The organism is Pseudomonas veronii (assembly GCF_002028325.1).
Taxonomy (GTDB): domain Bacteria; phylum Pseudomonadota; class Gammaproteobacteria; order Pseudomonadales; family Pseudomonadaceae; genus Aquipseudomonas; species Aquipseudomonas veronii.
Genome location: NZ_CP018420.1, coordinates 6,157,850 through 6,178,837 on the forward strand (window position 1 = coordinate 6,157,850; position 20,988 = coordinate 6,178,837).

The 20,988-nt window shown below is 61.5% G+C and carries 18 protein-coding genes; 6 read left to right on the plus strand and 12 right to left on the minus strand.

Going from position 1 to position 20,988, the window contains the following annotated elements; genetic code table 11:
* The first annotated feature begins 1 nt into the window (after window position 1).
* The 3 genes from PverR02_RS28270 to PverR02_RS28280 all read left to right on the plus strand — a co-directional run bounded on the left by PverR02_RS28270 (window position 2) and on the right by PverR02_RS28280 (window position 2,596).
* On the plus strand, window positions 2-1,267 hold the full coding sequence (locus PverR02_RS28270) for an ABC transporter permease (protein WP_026140362.1): 1,266 nt from the start codon (window positions 2-4) through the stop codon (window positions 1,265-1,267).
* Window positions 1,268-1,278: 11 nt separating this feature from the next.
* Window positions 1,279-1,800, plus strand: a complete 522-nt coding sequence (locus tag PverR02_RS28275; protein ID WP_046482555.1) for a DUF3299 domain-containing protein — start codon at window positions 1,279-1,281, stop codon at window positions 1,798-1,800.
* Window positions 1,801-1,894: 94 nt separating this feature from the next.
* Window positions 1,895-2,596: an OmpW/AlkL family protein gene (locus tag PverR02_RS28280; protein WP_079444805.1), complete on the plus strand. Its 702-nt coding sequence runs from the start codon at window positions 1,895-1,897 to the stop codon at window positions 2,594-2,596.
* Window positions 2,597-2,732: 136 nt separating this feature from the next.
* Here the strand turns inward: PverR02_RS28280 and PverR02_RS28285 are convergent, their stop codons facing one another.
* Window positions 2,733-3,617: a sugar nucleotide-binding protein gene (locus tag PverR02_RS28285; protein ID WP_026140363.1), complete on the minus strand. Its 885-nt coding sequence runs from the start codon at window positions 3,615-3,617 to the stop codon at window positions 2,733-2,735.
* A 166-nt stretch (window positions 3,618-3,783) separates the two neighbouring features.
* Between PverR02_RS28285 and PverR02_RS28290 the strand changes: the two genes are divergently transcribed.
* Window positions 3,784-8,031: a DEAD/DEAH box helicase gene (locus PverR02_RS28290; protein WP_079444806.1), complete on the plus strand. Its 4,248-nt coding sequence runs from the start codon at window positions 3,784-3,786 to the stop codon at window positions 8,029-8,031.
* Window positions 8,032-8,109: 78 nt separating this feature from the next.
* On the opposite strand, the gene PverR02_RS28295 is transcribed toward PverR02_RS28290, so the two are convergent.
* The gene (locus tag PverR02_RS28295) at window positions 8,110-9,081 is read right to left on the minus strand and encodes a GlxA family transcriptional regulator (RefSeq protein WP_046482562.1); all 972 of its coding nucleotides are present in this window, start codon (window positions 9,079-9,081) and stop codon (window positions 8,110-8,112) included.
* A 97-nt stretch (window positions 9,082-9,178) separates the two neighbouring features.
* On the opposite strand from PverR02_RS28295, the gene PverR02_RS28300 reads away from it, so the two are divergent.
* Window positions 9,179-9,742, plus strand: coding sequence for a cysteine hydrolase family protein (locus PverR02_RS28300; RefSeq protein ID WP_079444807.1), 564 nt, complete (start codon window positions 9,179-9,181; stop codon window positions 9,740-9,742).
* Between the two features lie 21 nt (window positions 9,743-9,763).
* Here PverR02_RS28300 and tam read toward each other — a convergent pair whose 3' ends face one another.
* The 3 genes from tam to PverR02_RS28315 all read right to left on the minus strand — a co-directional run bounded on the left by tam (window position 9,764) and on the right by PverR02_RS28315 (window position 12,619).
* Window positions 9,764-10,525 (minus strand): trans-aconitate 2-methyltransferase, encoded by a 762-nt coding sequence (gene tam / locus PverR02_RS28305; RefSeq protein WP_046381880.1) that lies wholly within the window; start codon window positions 10,523-10,525, stop codon window positions 9,764-9,766.
* A 174-nt stretch (window positions 10,526-10,699) separates the two neighbouring features.
* A complete protein-coding gene (locus PverR02_RS28310; RefSeq protein WP_017849542.1) occupies window positions 10,700-11,215 on the minus strand; it encodes a single-stranded DNA-binding protein in 516 nt (171 codons plus the stop codon).
* Between the two features lie 9 nt (window positions 11,216-11,224).
* Entirely contained in the window at window positions 11,225-12,619 is a 1,395-nt protein-coding gene (locus tag PverR02_RS28315) for an MFS transporter (protein WP_017849543.1), read from the minus strand.
* A 178-nt stretch (window positions 12,620-12,797) separates the two neighbouring features.
* On the opposite strand from PverR02_RS28315, the gene uvrA reads away from it, so the two are divergent.
* A complete protein-coding gene (gene uvrA, locus PverR02_RS28320; RefSeq protein ID WP_046381878.1) occupies window positions 12,798-15,632 on the plus strand; it encodes an excinuclease ABC subunit UvrA in 2,835 nt (944 codons plus the stop codon).
* Window positions 15,633-15,698: 66 nt separating this feature from the next.
* Here uvrA and bfr read toward each other — a convergent pair whose 3' ends face one another.
* From bfr to rpsM, 7 genes are all read right to left on the minus strand, one after another.
* Window positions 15,699-16,163, minus strand: a complete 465-nt coding sequence (bfr, locus tag PverR02_RS28325; protein WP_017848805.1) for a bacterioferritin — start codon at window positions 16,161-16,163, stop codon at window positions 15,699-15,701.
* A 155-nt stretch (window positions 16,164-16,318) separates the two neighbouring features.
* Entirely contained in the window at window positions 16,319-17,767 is a 1,449-nt protein-coding gene (locus PverR02_RS28330) for a catalase (protein ID WP_079444808.1), read from the minus strand.
* Window positions 17,768-18,006: 239 nt separating this feature from the next.
* The gene (gene rplQ, locus PverR02_RS28335) at window positions 18,007-18,393 is read right to left on the minus strand and encodes a 50S ribosomal protein L17 (RefSeq protein WP_003176402.1); all 387 of its coding nucleotides are present in this window, start codon (window positions 18,391-18,393) and stop codon (window positions 18,007-18,009) included.
* Window positions 18,394-18,434: 41 nt separating this feature from the next.
* On the minus strand, window positions 18,435-19,436 hold the full coding sequence (locus PverR02_RS28340; protein ID WP_003176403.1) for a DNA-directed RNA polymerase subunit alpha: 1,002 nt from the start codon (window positions 19,434-19,436) through the stop codon (window positions 18,435-18,437).
* Between the two features lie 22 nt (window positions 19,437-19,458).
* Window positions 19,459-20,079 carry a 30S ribosomal protein S4 gene (gene rpsD, locus PverR02_RS28345; protein WP_003176404.1) on the minus strand — a complete coding sequence of 207 codons (621 nt, stop codon included), beginning with the start codon at window positions 20,077-20,079 and terminating at the stop codon, window positions 19,459-19,461.
* Window positions 20,080-20,097: 18 nt separating this feature from the next.
* Window positions 20,098-20,487, minus strand: coding sequence for a 30S ribosomal protein S11 (gene rpsK / locus PverR02_RS28350; RefSeq protein ID WP_002555466.1), 390 nt, complete (start codon window positions 20,485-20,487; stop codon window positions 20,098-20,100).
* A gap of 30 nt (window positions 20,488-20,517) precedes the next feature.
* Complete coding sequence (gene rpsM / locus PverR02_RS28355) at window positions 20,518-20,874, minus strand: 30S ribosomal protein S13 (RefSeq protein WP_017848803.1); 357 nt, start codon at window positions 20,872-20,874, stop codon at window positions 20,518-20,520.
* Window positions 20,875-20,988 lie beyond the last annotated feature (114 nt).

Below are 20,988 nucleotides of genomic sequence, written 5' to 3' on the forward strand. Positions count from 1 at the left end.
GATGTATCTGTTCCGTCTAGCCATGGCCAGCCTGGCTAACCGCCGCTTTACCGCGATCCTCACCGCCTTCGCCATCGCCCTCTCGGTGTGCCTGCTGCTGGCGGTGGAGCGGGTGCGCGTTGAAGCGCGCAACAGTTTCGCCAGCACCATCAGCGGCACCGACCTGATCGTCGGCGCGCGCTCCGGCTCGGTCAACCTGCTGCTGTATTCGGTGTTCCGCATCGGCAACGCCACCAACAATATCCGTTGGGACAGCTACGAACACTTCGCCGCCAACCCGCAAGTGAAATGGGCGATTCCGATCTCCCTCGGCGACTCCCATCGCGGCTACCGGGTGATGGGCACCAACGAATCCTATTTCGAGCACTACCAGTACGGCCGCAAGCAACACCTCGAACTGGCCAGCGGCCGCGCCTTCGCCACCGATCCGTTCGAAGTGGTACTCGGCGCCGAAGTGGCCGAAGCGCTGCACTACAAGCTCGGCGACCAGTTGGTGCTGGCCCATGGCGTGGCGGTGGTGAGCCTGGTCAAGCACGATGACAAACCGTTCACCGTGGTCGGCATCCTCAAGCGCACCGGCACCCCGGTGGACCGCACACTGCATATCAGCCTCGGCGGCATGGAAGCGATCCATATCGACTGGCACAACGGCGTACCGGCCCAGGGCAAAGGCCGCATCAGTGCCGATCAGGCGCGCAACATGGACCTGACCCCGCAGGCGATCACCGCCTTCATGCTCGGCTTGAACAACAAGATCTCCACCTTCGCCCTGCAACGCGAGATCAATGAGTTCCGTGGCGAACCAATGCTGGCGATCCTGCCCGGCGTGGCGCTGCAAGAGCTGTGGAGCATGATGGGCACCGCGGAAAAAGCGCTGTTCGTGATCTCGCTGTTCGTGGTGCTGACCGGTTTGATCGGCATGCTCACCGCGATCCTCACCAGCCTCAACGAGCGCCGTCGCGAAATGGCGATCCTGCGTTCGGTGGGCGCGCGGCCGTGGCATATCGCGACGTTGCTGATCTTCGAAGCCTTCGCCCTGGCGCTGTCCGGTGTGATCGCCGGCGTGGGTCTGCTGTACGTGTGCATCGCCGCTTCACGCGGGTACCTGCAGGCCAACTACGGCCTGGACCTGCCGATGGCCTGGCCCAGCGAGTATGAATGGAGCTTGCTCGCCGGCATCCTCGCGGCGGCGCTGCTGATGGGCAGCGTGCCGGCGTGGCGGGCCTATCGACAATCCTTGGCCGATGGCCTGTCCATACGTTTATGAGGAAGGCTTCGATGCGTCGTGCCCTGTTTGCCCTGTTGTTGCTGCTGGCTGCGCCCGCCTGGGCGGAGGATCAGCCCAAGGATTTGTCCTGGCAGGAAATGATCCCGGCGGACGCGCCGCCGGAAATCCCCAATATGAAACCGCTGCACGACCTGTCGAAAATGGCCGATGCGTTGTCGGTGGAAGCCGCGCCAGCGGCCAAGCAGGACTTGCCCAACGCACCGGTGGTGCCAAGCCTCGACGGCCGGCATATCCGCCTGCCGGGCTATATCGTGCCGCTGGAAGTCAGTGAAGAAGGCCGTACCACCGAGTTCCTGTTGGTGCCGTATTTCGGCGCGTGCATTCACGTACCGCCACCGCCGTCGAACCAGATCGTGCATGTGAAAAGCGAAGTCGGCGTGAAACTCGACGAGCTGTATCAGCCGTATTGGATCGAGGGCGTGATGCAGGTCAAACCGTCCTCCAGTGAGCTGGCCGACGCCGGCTATCAGATGGATGCCGAGAAGATTTACGTCTACGAATTGCCGGAATAGCGCTTATCACCCATTCATTGAGCTGCGTCAAAAGACCGAACGGAACGATCTTTACCATTGGATGTACAACCTTTAAACGTCCTCTGGAGCTCCCATGAACAATAAGTCTCTGCTCGGCGCGTCACTCTTCGCGCTCGCCCTCGCCGCCCCCGTTGCCCACGCTTACGAGGCCGGTGACATCCTGATTCGTGCCGGTGCGATTACCGTGAACCCGAACACAGACAGCGGTAACGTCAAAGTTGACCAGGGCCCATCGACCGGCGCCAACCTGGGCGGCAAGGCGACCTTGAGCAGCGACACGCAACTGGGTCTGAACTTCGCCTACATGTTCAGCAGCCACTGGGGTATCGAACTGCTGGCGGCCACCCCGTTCTCGCATGACGTGAAACTCAAGGGCACTTCCGTAAACGCAGCCAACGGTAAGCTCGGCTCCCTGAAACAACTGCCGCCAACCCTGAGCGTCGTGTACTACCCGCTGGACAGCGCCTCGAAGTTCCAACCGTATGTGGGTGCCGGTATCAACTACACCTGGATCTATGACGAGAGCCTCAGCGGCAGCGCGAAACAAAGCGGTTTCAGCAACTTCAAGGCCGACAACTCCTGGGGCTGGGCCGCACAGATCGGTGCTGACTACATGATCACCGACAAGTGGATGATCAACGGCCAGGTCCGTTATATCGACATCAGCACCACGGCCACCGTGGAAAACAACGGTCTGGGCCCAGGCACTCGCGCCAAGGTCAATGTTGACGTTGATCCATTCGTTTACATGGTTGGTATCGGCTACAAGTTCTAAGCGATATTTCACAAACACCGCAAAACCAATGTGGGAGGGGGCTTGCCCCCGATATCGCGGCGTCAGTCAACAGATTCATTGACTGAGCCACCGCTATCGGGGGCAAGCACCCTCCCACATTTTGCTTTGGGGTGTTTCAGCTACGGCGGTAGAACCGATCCAGCAACGCCGGCAACCCTGCTCGCCACGCCCGCGGCTTGATGCCGAAGGTGTGGAGAATTTTCTTGCAGGCCAGCACCGCGTGTTGCGGTTCTTCACCGGCATCCGGCCGAGCCGCATGGGCCTGGGCGGTGGGGGCTTCGATCACCAGCGCACGGAAACTGCGCGCTTCGGTGAGGATCGCCTGGCCCAGCGCCAACGGCGTGGTCGCCTCGTGACCGGCGTAGTGATAAGTGCCCCACAGCGGCGCCGCGCAATCGAGTTGCTTGAGTACGGAGATGATCACCCGTGCCGCATCGTCCACCGGCGTCGGATTGCCGCGACGGTCGTCTGCCATCAGCAATTCTTCAGTCTGCTCGGCCCGCGCCAGGAAACGCCCGAGGGTGCCGTCGACACTGTCATCCAGCAGCCAGCCAAAGCGCAGCAACACATGCTGCGGGCAGGTGGCGCGCACGCTCTGTTCGATACGCCACAACGCCTGGCCGCGCAGGCCCAGGGGCACCGGCTCGTCCTTTTCGCTGTAGGCAGTGGCGCGGGAGCCATCGAACACGCGGTAGCTGGACGGTTGCAGCAAGGTGATGCTGTGGTGCTGACACAGTTCGGCCAGGCGTTCGATCGCCGACTCCTGGGCGGCCAGACGGCTTTCGCTGACCGTTTCGGCCTGGAACCAATCGAAATAGTAGGCGAGGTTGATCAACGCATCGGGACGGGTGTCGTCGAGCAATTGGGTAAGGCTCGCGGCATCCCAGCCGTCTTGGGGCGGTTTGGGGGCGAGGAAACCGATGTCTTCCTCTGCACCGAGGCGAATCAGCGCCTGCCCGAGGGCATTCCCGCCGCCCAACAACATAAGGCGCATTCGCATAGATTGAGCTGGCCCGGTCTGTTTGGAACGATGGCTAGTATCGACAGGCGTTTGAGCCTTGCCGTGGGTATTTGCCAGAATCGTTGCATTTTGCGGGTTTGTAGCGCAACCGTCACGGACAAAGTGCGGGCTTGCAACTTGGCCCGGGCGGTTGCATATAGGGATCATGAACCTTCCTGAAACAACCGATACGGTCTTGAACGGCTTTCACCCCGCCGTCAGCGCCTGGTTCCGCAGCACCTTCCCCTCGGTGACCCACGCCCAGGCCCAGGCGTGGCCGCTGATCCGCCAGCGCCGCTCGACGCTGATCGCCGCGCCCACCGGCTCCGGCAAGACGCTGACGGCCTTCCTCGCAGTGCTCGATGACCTGGTTCATCAAGGCCTGGCCAACGGCGGGCAACTGCCGGATGAAACCCAGGTGGTGTATGTGTCGCCGCTCAAGGCGCTGTCCAACGACATCCAGATCAACCTGCAAACCCCGCTGACCGGGATCACCGCGCATTTACAGCAACTGGGCCTGCCACCGCTGGCGATCCGCACCGCCGTGCGTACCGGCGACACGCCGCAAAAAGACCGCGTGCTGATGCGCAAGCGTGCGCCGCATATTCTGGTGACCACGCCGGAATCGCTCTACGTGCTGCTGGGCTCGGACTCCGGCCGGCAGATGCTCGCCAGCACGCGCACGGTGATCGTCGATGAGATCCATGCGATCGCGGCGAGCAAACGCGGCAGTCACCTGGCCCTGAGCCTCGAACGCCTGCAAGGCTTGTGCGCCGAGCCGTTGATACGCATCGGTCTGTCGGCCACGCAAAAACCCATCGAGGCGGTGTCGCGTTTTCTGGTGGGCACGGCACGTCCGTGCGCAATCGTCGACATCGGCCATGCGCGCCCGCGTGACCTGGATATCGAAGTGCCGCCGGTGCCGCTGTCAGCGGTAATGGCCAACGACGTGTGGGAATTGGTCTACGACCGCCTCGCCGCCCTCGCCCGCGAACACCGCACCACGCTGATTTTCGTCAACACCCGGCGCCTGGCCGAACGCCTGGCGCGGCATTTGAGCGAGCGCCTGGGCAAGTCCGCCGTGGCCGCGCACCACGGCAGCCTGGCCAAGGAGTTGCGCCTGGACGCCGAACAACGGCTCAAGGCTGGCGCGCTGCAGGTGCTGATCGCCACCGCATCCCTGGAGTTGGGGATCGATATCGGCGAGGTCGACCTGGTGTGCCAGATCGGCTCGCCCGGTTCCATCAATGGGTTTCTGCAAAGAGTCGGTCGCTCCGGGCACCAGGTCGGCGGCACGCCCAAGGGGCGCCTGTTCGCTACCACCCGCGATGACCTGATCGAATGCGCCGCCCTGCTCGACTGCGTGCGCCGGGGCGAGTTGGACACCTTGCACATCCCGGTCGCGCCGCTGGACGTGCTGGCCCAGCAAATCGTCGCCGAAGTCAGCGCGCGGGAATGGCCGGAACAGGCACTGCTCGAACTTATCCACCGCGCCGCGCCCTATGCCGAGCTGGATGAACGCCATTACCAGGCGCTGGTGCAGATGCTCTGCGACGGCTACAACGGCCGCCAGGGCATCCGCAGCGCCTACCTGCACCGCGACGCCGTGACCGGCACCCTGCGCGGCCGTCGGGGCGCCAGGCTGACCGCCGTGACCAGCGGCGGCACCATCCCCGACAACGCCGACTACAGCGTGTTGCTCGAGCCTCAGGGCCTGAACATCGGCAGCGTCAACGAAGACTTCGCGGTGGAAAGCATCGCCGGGGATGTCTTCCAGCTCGGTAATACGTCCTACCGGATCTTGCGGGTCGAAGCCGGCAAGGTGCGGGTCGAGGACGCCCATGGCCAGCCGCCGACCATCCCGTTCTGGCTCGGCGAGGCGCCGGGGCGCAGCCGCGAATTGTCGGCGGCGGTCGCGCGTTTGCAGGGCCAGTTGGACGAACTGCTCGGCGCCACGCCCGGCGATCTGCAACCCACCCTCGCCTGGCTCACCGACACCCTGGGCCTGAACCGCGCCAGCGCCGAGCAGATCGTGGATTACCTGGCCCGCGCGCGCCTGGCGCTCAGCGCGTTGCCGTCCCAGGACACGCTGATCATGGAGCGGTTTTTCGACGAGTCCGGCGGCACCCAACTGATCATCCACACGCCGTTCGGCAGCCGCATCAACCGCGCCTGGGGCCTGGCGCTGCGCAAGCGCTTCTGCCGCACCTTCAACTTCGAACTGCAAGCGGCGGCCAGCGAGAATGCGATCGTGCTGTCGCTGTCCACCAGCCACAGTTTCGCGCTGGATGAGGTGTGGCGGTATCTCAACAGCCAGACCGCCGAGCACCTGCTGATCCAGGCCGTGCTCGACGCGCCGTTGTTCGGCGTGCGCTGGCGCTGGAACGCCGGGGTGGCCCTGGCGTTGCCGCGTTTTACCGGCGGGCGCAAGGTGGCGCCGCAGATCCAGCGGATGAAAAGCGAAGACCTGATCGCCAGCGTGTTTCCCGACCAGATCGCGTGCCTGGAAAACCTCGCCGGCGAGCGCGAAGTACCCGACCACCCGCTGGTCGAACAAACCCTGGATGACTGCCTGCACGAAGCGATGGACAGCGACGCCTGGCTGGCCCTGTTGCGGCGCATCGAGCGCGGCGAGGTACGCCTGATCAGCCGCGACCTGCCGGCGCCCTCGCCCATGGCCGCGGAAATTCTCAGCGCGCGGCCCTACACCTTTCTCGACGACGCGCCGCTGGAAGAACGCCGCACCCAGGCCGTGCTCAACCGGCGCTGGAGCGACCCGCAGAGCACCGACGACCTTGGCGCGCTGGACGCCGACGCCATCGCCGGCGTGCGCGAAGAGGCCTGGCCGGCGCCCCATGGCCTGGATGAAATGCATGAGGCGTTGATGAGCCTGGCGTGCATCGTCGACAGCGAGGTTACGCCGCAATGGCAGCAGTGGTTGCAAACGCTGGCCAAGGGCGGACGCGCCTGTCATCTGCCCCAAAGCCAGTGGGTGGCGGTGGAACGCCTGAGTTGCTTGCGGGCGATTTACCCCAACGACTTGCCGCTGTTGCCCGGCTTCGATGAGCCCTGGACCTTCGATGACGCGCTGGTGGAAGTGCTGCGCGCGCGCCTCGGGGGGTTCGGCCCGCTGAGCCTGATCGAAATCGCCGCGCCCCTTGGGCTGCCGGTGACCGACATCGCCCAGGCCCTGGCCCGCCTGGAGCAGGAAGGCTATGTGTTGCGCGGGCGTTTCAGCCCCGGCGCCCGCGAGGAACAATGGTGCGAACGGCACCTGCTGGCGCGGATTCATCGCTACACGGTCAAGCGCCTGCGCCGGGAAATCGAGCCGGTGGCGTTGCAGGACTTCATGCGCTTTCTGTTCGATTGGCAGCACCTGTCCGACGGTACGCGTGGCCAGGGCAGCGCGATGTTGCCGCAGATCGTCGCCCAGTTCGAAGGCTACGCGGCGGCCACCTCGGCCTGGGACAGTGACTTGCTCAGCGCGCGGCTCAAGGATTACACATCAACCTGGCTCGACGACCTGTGCCGCAGCGGCAAGCTGGTGTGGACACGCCTGAGCAACAAGCCCGGCGCCACCGCCCTGCGCAGCACGCCCGTGGTGCTGCTGCCGCGCAGCCAGGTGCCGCTGTGGAGCGGGCTGACCGAACAGACCGACAGCACGACGTTGTCGCCCAAGGCGCAGAAAGTCCACCAGACCTTGCGCGAACACGGCGCGTTGTTTTTCGATGAGCTGGCCCACGAAGCCCATCTGCTGCGCAGCGAGCTGGAAACGGCGCTGCAGGAGCTGGTCGGTGCCGGCCTGGTGAACGCCGACAGTTTCGCCGGGCTGCGTGCACTGACCACGCCCGCGAGTAAACGCCAGGCGCGCAGCAGCCGGCGCGGGCGCGGTGCATTTGTCGGCGGCATGGACGATGCCGGGCGCTGGGCGCTGATCCGGCGCCCGTCGACCGCCGCCGGCCCGCACTCGGCCGAAACCCTGGAGCATGTGGCGATGACCTTGCTGCGCCGCTACGGCGTGGTGTTCTGGCGACTGCTGGAGCGCGAGGCGGATTGGCTGCCAAGCTGGCGCGAACTGTTGCGCACCTTTCACCGCCTGGAGGCACGCGGGGAGATTCGCGGCGGGCGGTTCGTCAGCGGGTTGGCGGGCGAACAGTTCGCCTTGCCGGAAGCGATCCCGCTGCTGCGTGAGGTGCGGCGGCGGGCCCATGATGGAAGCCTGATCGCGGTGTGCGGGGCTGATCCGCTGAACCTGGTGGGCACGCTATTGCCGGGCAGCAAAGTGCCGGCGGTGAGTGGTAATCGGATTGTGTATCGCGATGGGTTGCCGGCGGCGGTGATGGTCGGCGGCAAACAGCAACTGTTGGTGGAGGGGGATCAGCGGGCGGTGTTGGAGAAGTTGATCAGGCATTGAGCCGGGTGACTTTGAAGGCCTCATCGGGCCTATAGGAAGCTGACGAGGCGAGCGAGGGCGGTGACGACGAAACATTCTTCACACACCAAACCGGCTGCGATACTCGCTGGGCGCCAGGCCGGTGATTTTCTTGAAGGTGGCGCGAAACGCGCTGGGGTCCTGATAGCCCACGGTCCAGGCGATATGGTCGATGGTGCCGTTGGTGAACTCGAGCATTTGCCGGGCTTTGCCCACTCGCAGGTGTTGGCAGTATTCGGTGGGTTTCAAACCCGTCGCGCCGCGAAAGCGCCGCAGGAACGTGCGTTCTTCGAGGCCGGCCTCCTGCGCCATCGCCGCCACCGAGACATCCACCGCGCCACTGGCTTGCAACCAGTGCTGCACTTTCAGGATCGCGCCGTCGCCATGCCCGAGAATCGGCGCAAAGTTGCTGCCGCACTGGCTGGCGCTGTCGCTGTGCTCTATCACCAGAAAGCGCGCCGTGTCCGCCGCAACGCTCGGCCCCATGAGGCGGTCGACCAGACGCAGGCCCAGTTCGGACCACGCCATCAGCCCGGCGGTGGTGATCAGGTCGCCGTCATCGACGATCGGTTTATCCGCTTCCAGACGCACTGCAGGGTAATGCTCTGCGAACGTACTGGCGGAAGACCAATGGGTGGTGGCGCTGCGCCCGTCCAGCAAACCACTGCGCGCCAGCATGATCGAGCCGATGCACACGCCACCGAGCACGGTGCCCGCCGCGTGTTGTTGGCGTAGCCATTGCAACAACGCGGGTGGCGTCTGTTGCTCGGTGAATTCGCCAATCGACGGTGGCACCAGCACGGCCATCAGCGGTTGGCCGGGGCCGGGATGGCTGGCGAATACGCGCGCGGGCGTACCATCTGCCGCCACCTGCCAATGGCTGACCCGCAGCAGCGGCAATTGCGCGGATTGGTGCGCGGCGGCGATCCGGTTGGCCACCCCGAACAGATCGGTCAGGCCATGCACCGCCGCCAGTTGCGCGCCCTGATAGATCAACACACCCAACTCGATGATCGAGCGTTCCACGGCCATTGTCAGTTTTCCCCCTGCTATTGTCGGTGCAGCCAATCCCCGGTCGGTGCGCCAGCTACGATACTGGCGCCCATCAACCCATCACGAGGCAACACACATGGCCAAGCAAGCGCTCATCCTAATCGATATCCAGAATGACTACTTCCCCCACGGCAAGTGGCCACTCGACGGCGTGGAAGCCGCGGCAGACAAGGCCGCGCAGGCGCTGCAGGCATTTCGCCAGGCGGGCGATGCGGTGATTCATGTGCGCCATGAGTTCACCTCGGAAGATGCACCGTTCTTCACCCCAGGCTCCGAAGGCGCGCATCTGCACCCCAAGGTGCTGAACGAAGGCAGTGAGCCGGTGGTGCTTAAACATTTCGTGAATGCGTTTCGCGAAACCCAACTGCGCACGGCGCTGGAACAACGCAGCATCACGGACCTGGTGGTGGTCGGCAGCATGAGCCATATGTGCATCGACGCCGTGGTACGGGCGGCGGCGGACCTCGGTTACAAGGTCACCGTGCTCCATGACGCCTGCGCCACGCGGGATCAGGAGTTCAACGGGCAAGTGATTCCGGCGGCGCAGGTGCATGGGGCGTATATGGCATCGCTGGCATTTGGGTATGCGAGCGTGGTGTCGACGCAGGAATACTTGCAGGCGCAAGCGGCGGCGGCCTGACCGCCACGTGCGGGCGTGGGGCTAGCGGGTTGCGATGATGAACAGGCGCGGGAAAGGCAGCAGCACGGTGCCATCAGCCAGGGCCGGATAAGCCTGGGTAATTCGCGCCTGATAGTCCTGTAGGAAGGCGGCTTTTTCGTCGTCACTCAACGGTGCGAGGAACGGCCGCAATGCCGAGGCCTTGAACCACTCCACCACAGCCGCGTGATCCGCCAGCGGGTGCAGGTAGGTGGTGCGCCACACATCGACAGCGCTGCAGTGTTTGCTCAGCAGTTCGTAGTAATAGCTCGCCGTGTGCCGTTCATTGTGTTTGACCGCGCCGATCCTGGCGGACCATGGGCCATCGGCGGCGACTTCACGCGCCAGCCGATGGGCGGGCTCGTCGAGGTTGTCCGGGGTTTGCACCGCCAGGGTTCCGCCGGAGGTCAACTGGCTGACCAGGTGCGGGTAAAGCGTGGCGTGGTCCGGCAGCCATTGCAGGGAAGCATTCGCCAGGATCACATCGAACGGTTGCGCCGGGCTCCAGGCGCCGATATCCGCCCGTTCGAAGTTCAGCGTCGGCAGGCGCTTGCGGGCGTCGGCCAGCATGTCGTCGGAGCTGTCCATGCCGGTGACGCGAGCCTGCGGAAAACGCTCGGCCAACACTTGCGTGGAATTACCGGGGCCGCAGCCCAGGTCGACGGCGGTTTGCACCGCGGTATTGGGAATGGCCGCGACCAGATCACGGACGGGGCGTGTGCGCTGTTGTTCGAACAGCGTGTATTGCTTGGCGGACCAGGTCATCGCGGCGTTCCTTGTGTTTAAAGGTTGATCACAGCCTAAATGTTGTGAGCCGTGGGAACAAATGTCGGGGCTGGCAATGTGAGCTTCGACGGAGGCCTGATCAACGGACATAAAAAAACCCCGCGGCCTACGCCAGCGGGGGTTCTTGTGTATTGCTCGTTTTGGGTCTTGGACCTAGAACGGAATATCGTCATCAAAGCTGTCGAAATCTGCAGCCGGTTGCGGAGCAGCCTGTTGTGGCGCTGGACGCGACTCACGCTGTGGCTGCTGGCTTGGCTGCGGACGCGACTGCTGTGGACGCGGTGCCGAGTTGGACATGCCGCCCTGGCCCTGTTGGTCGCCCTGTGGACGGCCGCCGAGCAGTTGCATGGTGCCTTGCATGTCGACCACGATTTCAGTGGTGTAACGCTTGATGCCGTCTTTTTCCCACTCGCGGGTCTGCAGTTTGCCTTCGATGTAGACCTGCGAACCTTTGCGCAGGTATTCACCGGCGATCTCTGCCACTTTGCCGAACATCGACACACGGTGCCATTCGGTTTTCTCGACCTTCTGGCCGGTCTGCTTGTCGGTCCACTGTTCGCTGGTCGCCAGACTCAGGTTGGTCACGGCGTTACCGTTAGGCAAGTAGCGAACTTCGGGATCCTGGCCGCATGTACCGACCAATATGACTTTGTTAACCCCACGGGCCATAACGTTCTCCTAAGCTGGGCGCGCTGTCGGCACTGGGTTGACCAGTTGCTCGAGCGTCGCGCGATCCAATAATTCGGTGTCCAATTTGATGTAGATGGCGGCTTCTTCAGCAATAACCACAGCATCGGTAACCCCTGTAACGGCCTTAAGGCGCTCGGCCAAGCCAGCTTCGCGTATCGCTTCAGGCGATAACGGCAAGCGCAGACTCGTCACATAGGGAGGTTCGCGCATGGTAACAGCAAAGGCTAGCCAGAGGGCAGCCAGACCTGCGCATCCGAGGAACACAACCGACAAACCGCCGTGCTGAAACATCCAGCCACCCATGATGCCGCCCAGTGCAGAGCCCAGGAACTGGCTGGTGGAATACACCCCCATCGCCGTGCCCTTGCCGCCGGCCGGTGAAACTTTACTGATCAGCGAAGGCAGCGAAGCCTCCAGCAGGTTGAACGCGGTGAAGAACACCACCGTACCGATTACCAGCGCCCGCAGGCTGTCGCCGAACTGCCAGAAGAATAGCTCAGTGAGCATCAGCGTCACGACGGCGCCGAGTAAAACTCGTTTCATTTTGCGTTTCTTCTCGCCATAGATGATGAACGGGATCATGGCGAAGAATGAAATCAGCAGCGCGGTCAGATAGACCCACCAGTGCTGTTCCTTGGGCAGCCCGGCTTTTTCCACCAGGGCCAGGGGCAAGGCCACGAAGCTGCTCATCAGCATCGCGTGCAATACAAAGATACCTAAATCCAGGCGCAGCAGGTCCGGGTGCTTGAGGGTAGGCAGCAGCGCCTGGCGCGCGACGCCGGATTCACGGTGCTGCAGAGTGCCGGTGGAACGCGGCACCATGAAGGCCACGATCACGATACCGAACAACGCCATGCCGCCGGTGGCCAGGAACAGCCCGTGCAAACCGAAGGCACGGGTCAGCAACGGGCCGACCACCATCGCGACGGCGAACGACAGGCCGATGGTCATGCCGATCATGGCCATGGCCTTGGTGCGGTGTTGTTCGCGGGTAAGGTCCGACAGCAAGGCCATGACCGCTGCGGAAATCGCGCCAGCGCCCTGTAGGACACGCCCGGCGATCACGCCCCAGATCGAATCGGACTGGGCCGCGAGTACGCTGCCGAGGGCAAACACGATCAACCCGAGGTAGATCACCGGGCGGCGGCCGATGCGGTCGGAAATGATCCCGAACGGAATCTGGAAAATCGCCTGGGTCAGGCCATAAGCGCCAATGGCCAGGCCGATCAGGGCGGGGGTCGCGCCTGCGAGATCCATCCCGTAGGTCGCCAGCACCGGCAACACCATGAACATGCCAAGCATACGGAAGGCGAACACCAGGGCCAGACCGCTTGCTGCTCGGGTCTCGCCGCTACTCATGCGTTCGCTGTGGGGATCGTGCATGGAAAAACCTCGTGTGAACCGGCGGCGATTCTACCAGTCCCATCGATTGAGAGGGTATATGCGGCGGTTTGCCGCGCAGGTTTCATGTAAGGCTGCACCTGGCACCTTGACAGTGTATATTCATCCAGTCTTTAGCCGTATACTCCGGCATTATTTACGCCCGCCGTGCGAGGCCATCTTGGACAAGATCCTGATTCGTGGGGCTAGAACCCACAACCTGAAGAACATCGACCTGACCCTGCCCCGGGACAAACTGATCGTCATCACCGGTTTGTCCGGGTCCGGCAAATCGTCGCTGGCGTTCGACACGCTGTACGCCGAAGGCCAGCGGCGCTATGTCGAGTCGCTGTCGGCCTATGCCCGCCAGTTTCTGTCGATGATGGAAAAGCCCGACGTCGACACCATCGAAGGCCTGTCGCCGGCAATTTCCATCGAGCAGAAGTCGACTTCCCACAACCCGCGCTCCACCGTGGGCACCATCACCGAGATCTACGACTACCTGCGCCTGCTGTATGCGCGCGTCGGTATCCCGCGCTGCCCGGACCACGACATCCCGCTGGAAGCCCAGACCGTCAGCCAGATGGTCGACCTGGTGCTGGCCCAGCCGGAAGGCGCCAAGCTGATGCTGCTGGCGCCGGTGATTCGCGAGCGCAAGGGTGAACACCTTTCAGTGTTTGAAGAACTGCGCGCGCAAGGTTTCGTGCGTGCGCGGATCAACGGCAAGCTGTACGAGCTGGACGAAGCGCCGAAGCTCGACAAGCAGAAGAAGCACTCGATCGATGTCGTGGTCGACCGCTTCAAAGTCCGCGCCGATTTGCAGCAGCGTCTGGCGGAGTCCTTCGAGACAGCCCTGAAGCTGGCGGACGGTATCGCCCTGGTCGCGCCGATGGACGACGAACCGGGCGAAGAGATCATCTTCTCCGCACGCTTTGCCTGCCCGATCTGTGGCCACGCCATCAGCGAGCTGGAACCCAAGCTGTTTTCCTTCAACAACCCGGCCGGCGCCTGCCCGACCTGCGATGGCCTGGGCGTGAAGCAGTTTTTCGACATCAAGCGCCTGGTCAATGGCGAGCTGACGCTGGCGGAAGGTGCGATACGCGGCTGGGACAGGCGTAATGTCTATTACTTCCAGATGCTCGGCTCATTGGCCTCGCACTATAAGTTCAGCCTGGAAGTACCGTTCAACCAACTGCCGGCGGATCAGCAGAAGGTCATTCTCAACGGCAGCGGCTCGCAGAACGTCGACTTCAAATACCTCAACGACCGTGGCGATATCGTCAAGCGCTCGCATCCGTTCGAAGGCATCGTGCCCAACCTCGAACGCCGCTACCGCGAGACCGAGTCGGCGAGCGTGCGGGAAGAACTGGCCAAGTTCCTCAGCACCCAGCCCTGCCCGGATTGCCGTGGCACCCGCCTGCGCCGTGAGGCGCGGCACGTATGGGTTGGCGAGAAGACCCTGCCGGCGGTGACCAACCTGCCGATCGGCGACGCCTGTGAATATTTCGGCGTACTCACGCTGACCGGACGCCGTGGGGAGATTGCCGACAAGATCCTCAAGGAGATTCGCGAGCGCCTGCAGTTCCTGGTCAACGTCGGCCTGGATTACCTGTCGCTGGACCGCAGCGCCGATACCTTGTCGGGCGGTGAAGCCCAGCGCATCCGCCTGGCCAGCCAGATCGGCGCCGGCCTGGTGGGCGTGTTGTATATCCTCGATGAGCCGTCGATTGGCTTGCACCAGCGCGATAACGATCGCCTCCTGGGCACGCTGAAACACCTGCGGGACATCGGCAACACGGTGATCGTGGTCGAGCACGACGAAGACGCGATTCGCCTGGCCGATTATGTGGTCGATATCGGCCCGGGCGCTGGCGTGCATGGTGGGCATATCGTCGCCCAAGGCACGCCTGCCGAGGTGATGGCTCATCCAGACTCGCTGACCGGCAAGTACCTGTCCGGGCGCGTGAGGATTGAAGTGCCGTCCAAGCGCACGCCACGCAACAAGAAGATGGCGTTGCACCTCAAGGGCGCGCGCGGCAACAACCTGCGCAATGTCGACCTGGAAATTCCGCTGGGTCTGCTGACCTGCGTGACGGGTGTTTCCGGCTCGGGCAAGTCGACGCTGATCAACAACACGTTGTTCCCGTTGAGCGCCACCGCCCTGAACGGCGCGACCACGCTGGAAGCGGCTGCACATGACAGCATCAAGGGCCTGGAGCTCCTCGACAAAGTGGTCGATATCGACCAGAGCCCGATTGGCCGTACCCCCCGCTCCAACCCGGCGACCTATACCGGGCTGTTCACGCCCATTCGCGAGTTGTTCGCCGGCGTGCCGGAATCCCGCTCGCGGGGCTACGGGCCGGGCCGGTTCTCGTTCAACGTCAAGGGCGGGCGCTGCGAAGCGTGCCAGGGCGATGGCTTGATCAAGGTAGAGATGCACTTCCTGCCGGACATCTACGTGCCGTGCGATGTGTGCAAGAGCAAGCGCTACAACCGCGAAACCCTTGAGATCAAATACAAGGGCAAGAACATCCACGAAACCCTGGAGATGACCATCGAGGAAGCGCGGGTGTTCTTCGACGCGGTTCCGGCGTTGGCGCGCAAGCTGCAGACGCTGATGGATGTGGGCTTGTCGTACATCAAGCTGGGGCAATCGGCGACCACGCTGTCCGGTGGTGAAGCGCAACGGGTCAAGCTGTCCCGTGAGCTGTCCAAGCGCGATACCGGTAAAACCCTGTATATCCTCGATGAGCCGACCACGGGCCTGCACTTCGCGGACATTCAGCAATTACTGGATGTGTTGCACCGCCTGCGTGACCACGGCAACACCGTGGTGGTGATCGAGCACAACCTGGATGTGATCAAGACCGCCGACTGGCTGGTCGACCTCGGGCCGGAAGGCGGTTCCAAGGGCGGTCAGATCATCGCGGTAGGTACGCCGGAGCAGGTCTCCGAGATGCCGCAATCGCACACGGGTTACTACTTGAAACCGTTGCTCGCGCGCGACCGGGCCTGATTTATCCGGCCCAATAAAAAGCCCCTGTCACTTCAACGGTGACAGGGGCTTTTTTACAGCCGGGAATCAGAACTGCGATTGCAGGTAATTCTCCAGGCCGACCAGCTTGATCAGGCCCAGCTGCTTTTCCAGCCAGTAGGTGTGATCTTCTTCGGTGTCGGCCAACTGCACGCGCAGAATTTCACGGGTGACATAGTCGTTGTGCTGCTCGCACAGCTCGATGCCCTTGCACAGCGCGGCACGGACCTTGTTCTCGAGGCGCAGGTCAGCGGCGAGCATCTCAGGCACCGTTGTGCCTACGTCCAAGTCGTCGGGACGCATGCGTGGCGTGCCTTCGAGCATCAGGATACGGCGCATCAGTGCGTCGGCGTGCTGGGTCTCTTCTTCCATCTCGTGGTTGATACGCTCGTAGAGCTCGGTAAAGCCCCAGTCTTCGTACATACGCGAATGGATGAAATATTGGTCACGAGCCGCGAGTTCGCCCGTCAGCAACGTGTTGAGGTAATCGATTACGTCGGGGTGACCTTGCATCGCCCTACATCTCCCTGCTTGAAAGTCTTTAGTTTGAACCATGCTGACCCATAGGTCACGGAGCCAACGGCTGAAAAGTGAAGATTTCCTGAGAAAAACAGCTGATTTAACGCAAAAACCGCCCAAATGAGGGCGGTTCTGCTTATCGTTTAGAGTCAGTTAATCGATACACCCAGCGCCTTTGCGATTGCTTCTCCATAAGCCGGATCGGCTTTGAAGAAGTGCTGCAACTGCCGCTGGACCACATCACTGGAAACCCCCGCCATGGCGCCGGCGATGTTGCCGGTGAGCAAGGCTTTCTGCTCATCGTTCATCAGGCGGAACAGCGCACCGGCGTGGCTGTAATAGTCGGTGTCTTCGCGGTGATCGTAACGATCCGCGGCACCACTCAGGGCCAATGCGGGCTCGGCGTACTGTGGCGCTTGTTTCGGCGCGTCGGCGTAGCTGTTTGGCTCATAGTTGGGCGCCGCACCACCGTTGCTGCCGAAGGCCATCGAGCCATCACGCTGGTAGCTGTTGACCGGGCTACGTGGGGCATTCACCGGCAATTGCTGGTGGTTGGTGCCGATACGGTAGCGGTGGGCATCTGCGTAAGCGAAGACGCGACCTTGCAGCATGCGGTCCGGCGACAGGCCAACACCCGGAACCATGTTGCTCGGGCCGAACGCCGCTTGTTCCACTTCGGCGAAGTAGTTCTGCGGATTACGGTTGAGCTCCAGTTCACCGACTTCGATCAGCGGGAACTCCTTCTGCGACCAGGTTTTGGTCACGTCAAAGGGGTTCTCGTAATGTGCGTTGGCCTGGGCCTCGGTCATGATCTGAATGCAGACGCGCCATTTCGGGAAATCCCCGCGCTCGATCGCACCAAACAGATCGCGCTGTGCGTAATCAGGGTCGGTACCGGCCAAACGTGCCGCCTCGGCCGGTGCCAGGTTCTTGATGCCTTGCTTGGTCTTGTAGTGCCACTTCACCCAGTGCCGCTCGCCCTTGGCGTTGATCAAGCTGTAGGTGTGGCTACCGAAGCCGTGCATGTGGCGGTAACCGTCAGGGATACCACGGTCCGAAAACAGGATGGTGACCTGGTGCAGCGCCTCCGGGGAGTGCGACCAGAAATCCCACATCATCTGCGCGCTTTTCAGATTGCTTTGCGGCAGGCGTTTTTGAGTGTGGATGAAATCAGGGAACTTGAGTGGGTCGCGGATGAAGAACACCGGGGTGTTGTTACCGACGATGTCCCAGTTGCCTTCTTCGGTGTAGAACTTCAAGGCAAAGCCACGAGGGTCGCGCTCGGTATCCGCCGAACCACGTTCGCCACCAACCGTGGAGAAACGCAGAAAGGTCGGCGTTTGTTTACCAACGGCCTCGAACAGCTTGGCGCTGGTGTACTGAGTAATGTCCCGGGTGACGGTGAACGTGCCGTAAGCACCCGAACCTTTGGCGTGTACGCGACGCTCAGGGATGTTTTCGCGGTTGAAGTGAGCGAGCTTCTCGATCAGGTGAAAATCATCGAGCAACAACGGGCCACGCGGGCCGGCGGAACGGGAGTTCTGGTTATCCGCCACGGGAGCGCCGCTGGCGGTGGTAAGAATTTTGTTCTGGCTCATGTTCAATCTTCCTCAGGTCGGACTTGGAACTGCCGGCTAATCGGCTTGCAGTGAGTATTGATCATCAACATGACGTCTACAAATTCATTAAATTGTGGACATCAATAGAAAATTACTACCAATACACCCGACGCCCATAATGCCGCGGCCAGATCGATGCACGCTTGTATCCATGGCGCTTTTCTTACGCGCACAAAAAACCGGGCGCTAGGCCCGGTTCTTCGTTACAGACTGTCGTCTTACTCGGCGCTTACAGCTTCGCCGGCAGTAGCACGATCAACCAACTCGACATACGCCATAGGCGCGTTGTCGCCAGCGCGGAAACCGCACTTGAGGATGCGCAGGTAGCCACCCTCACGGGTAGCGTAACGCTTGCCCAGGTCGTTGAAGAGCTTACCAACGATAGCTTTCGAACGAGTACGGTCGAAGGCCAGACGGCGGTTAGCCAGGCTGTCTGTCTTAGCCAAAGTGATCAGCGGCTCAGCAACGCGACGCAGTTCTTTAGCTTTCGGCAGTGTAGTTTTGATCAGCTCGTGCTCGAACAGCGACACCGCCATGTTTTGGAACATGGCCTTACGGTGCGAGCTGGTACGGCTCAGGTGACGTCCACTTTTACGATGACGCATGGTTCATTCCTTACCAAACTCACGTTCGGTGATTACGACGATCAGGCAGTCGCCTTGTCGTCCTTCTTAAGACTTGCAGGCGGCCAGTTGTCGAGGCGCATGCCGAGGGACAGACCGCGGGAGGCCAGAACGTCCTTGATTTCAGTCAAGGATTTCTTGCCCAGGTTCGGAGTCTTCAACAGTTCTACTTCGGTACGCTGAATCAGGTCGCCGATGTAGTAAATGTTTTCCGCCTTAAGGCAGTTAGCCGAACGTACAGTCAGTTCCAGATCGTCAACCGGGCGAAGCAGGATCGGATCGATCTCGTCTTCCTGCTCGATTACCACTGGCTCGCTGTCGCCTTTGAGGTCGACGAACGCAGCCAACTGCTGTTGCAGAATGGTTGCAGCGCGACGGATAGCCTCTTCAGGGTCCAGAGTACCGTTGGTTTCCAGATCAATAACCAGCTTGTCCAGGTTAGTACGCTGCTCGACACGGGCGTTTTCCACCACGTATGCGATGCGGCGAACCGGGCTGAACGAAGAGTCAAGCTGCAAGCGACCAATGCTGCGGCTTTCGTCTTCATCGCTCTGACGCGAGTCGGCCGGTTCATAACCACGACCACGAGCTACAGTGAGCTTCATGTTCAGGGCGCCGTTAGACGCCAGGTTAGCGATTACGTGATCGGGGTTAACGATCTCGACATCATGATCCAGCTGAATATCGGCAGCGGTAACCACCCCCGAACCCTTCTTCGACAAGGTCAGCGTAACTTCGTCACGGCCGTGCAGCTTGATAGCCAGACCTTTAAGGTTCAACAGGATTTCAATTACGTCTTCCTGTACACCTTCGATGGCGCTGTACTCGTGGAGCACACCGTCAATCTCGGCCTCGACTACTGCACAGCCGGGCATTGAGGACAACAGGATGCGGCGCAGCGCGTTGCCCAGGGTGTGGCCAAAACCACGCTCGAGAGGCTCGAGTGTGATTTTGGCGCGGGTTGGACTGACAACCTGCACATCAATGTGGCGGGGTGTCAGGAACTCATTTACCGAAATCTGCATGGATGCACCTATTTTCTAGCCCTTACTTGGAGTAGAGCTCGACAATCAGGCTTTCGTTGATGTCGGCGGACAGATCACTGCGAGCTGGAACGTTCTTGAAAACGCCCGACTTCTTCTCAGTGTCTACTTCTACCCATTCTACGCGGCCACGTTGGGCACACAGATCGAGAGCTTGGACAATGCGAAGTTGGTTTTTTGCTTTCTCGCGAACAGCGACCACGTCACCAGCACGAACCTGGTAGGACGGAACGTTTACGGTCTGGCCGTTAACGCTGATCGACTTGTGCGATACCAGCTGACGGGATTCGGCACGAGTAGAACCAAAGCCCATACGGTATACAACGTTGTCCAGACGGCATTCGAGCAGTTGCAGCAGGTTTTCACCGGTTGCACCTTTCTTGCCAGCAGCTTCTTTGTAGTAGCCGCTGAACTGACGCTCGAGAACGCCGTAGATACGACGGACCTTCTGCTTTTCACGCAGTTGGGTGCCGTAATCGGACTGGCGACCGCGGCGTTGGCCGTGGATACCAGGTGCTGCTTCAATGTTGCACTTCGATTCGATCGCGCGCACGCCGCTCTTCAGGAAGAGATCGGTGCCTTCGCGACGAGCGAGTTTGCATTTTGGACCAATGTAACGAGCCATTCTTTACAATCTCCTGGATTACACGCGGCGCTTCTTCGGCGGACGGCACCCGTTGTGCGGGATTGGCGTCACGTCGGTGATGCTGGCGATCTTATAGCCACAGCCGTTCAAAGCACGGACAGCGGACTCACGACCTGGACCTGGACCTTTGACGTTAACGTCGAGGTTTTTCAGGCCGTATTCCAGCGCAGCTTGACCAGCACGTTCAGCAGCTACTTGAGCAGCAAACGGGGTGGACTTGCGGGAACCGCGGAAACCCGAACCACCGGAGGTAGCCCAAGAAAGCGCGTTACCTTGACGGTCGGTGATGGTCACGATGGTGTTGTTAAAAGAAGCATGGATGTGGGCGATGCCATCAACCACTGTCTTTTTAACTTTTTTACGAGGACGAGCAGCAGGTTTTGCCATGATAATTTTCCTGTCGATTCGCGGGGGCGATTACTTGCGGATCGGCTTACGCGGACCTTTACGGGTACGCGCGTTAGTCTTGGTACGCTGACCGCGTACTGGAAGACCACGACGATGACGCAGACCGCGATAGCAACCGAGGTCCATCAAACGCTTGATTTTCATGTTGATTTCGCGACGCAGGTCACCTTCAGTGGTGAACTTCGCCACTTCGCCACGCAGCAATTCAACCTGCTCGTCGCTCAGATCCTTGATCTTAGCGGCTGGGTTTACCCCAGCGACCGCGCAAATTTTCTGCGCAGTAGTGCGACCAACACCATAGATGTAGGTCAGCGAGATAACAGTGTGCTTGTTATCTGGAATGTTAACGCCTGCAATACGGGCCATTCAGTGGGACTCCAATTGACAGCTACCTACGCCCCGGAAGCCAAGAAATAGGGCGCGAGATAATATCGCTGTAATAACAAATAATCAACCCGGCAGCGCACTAGCTGCCGGGCT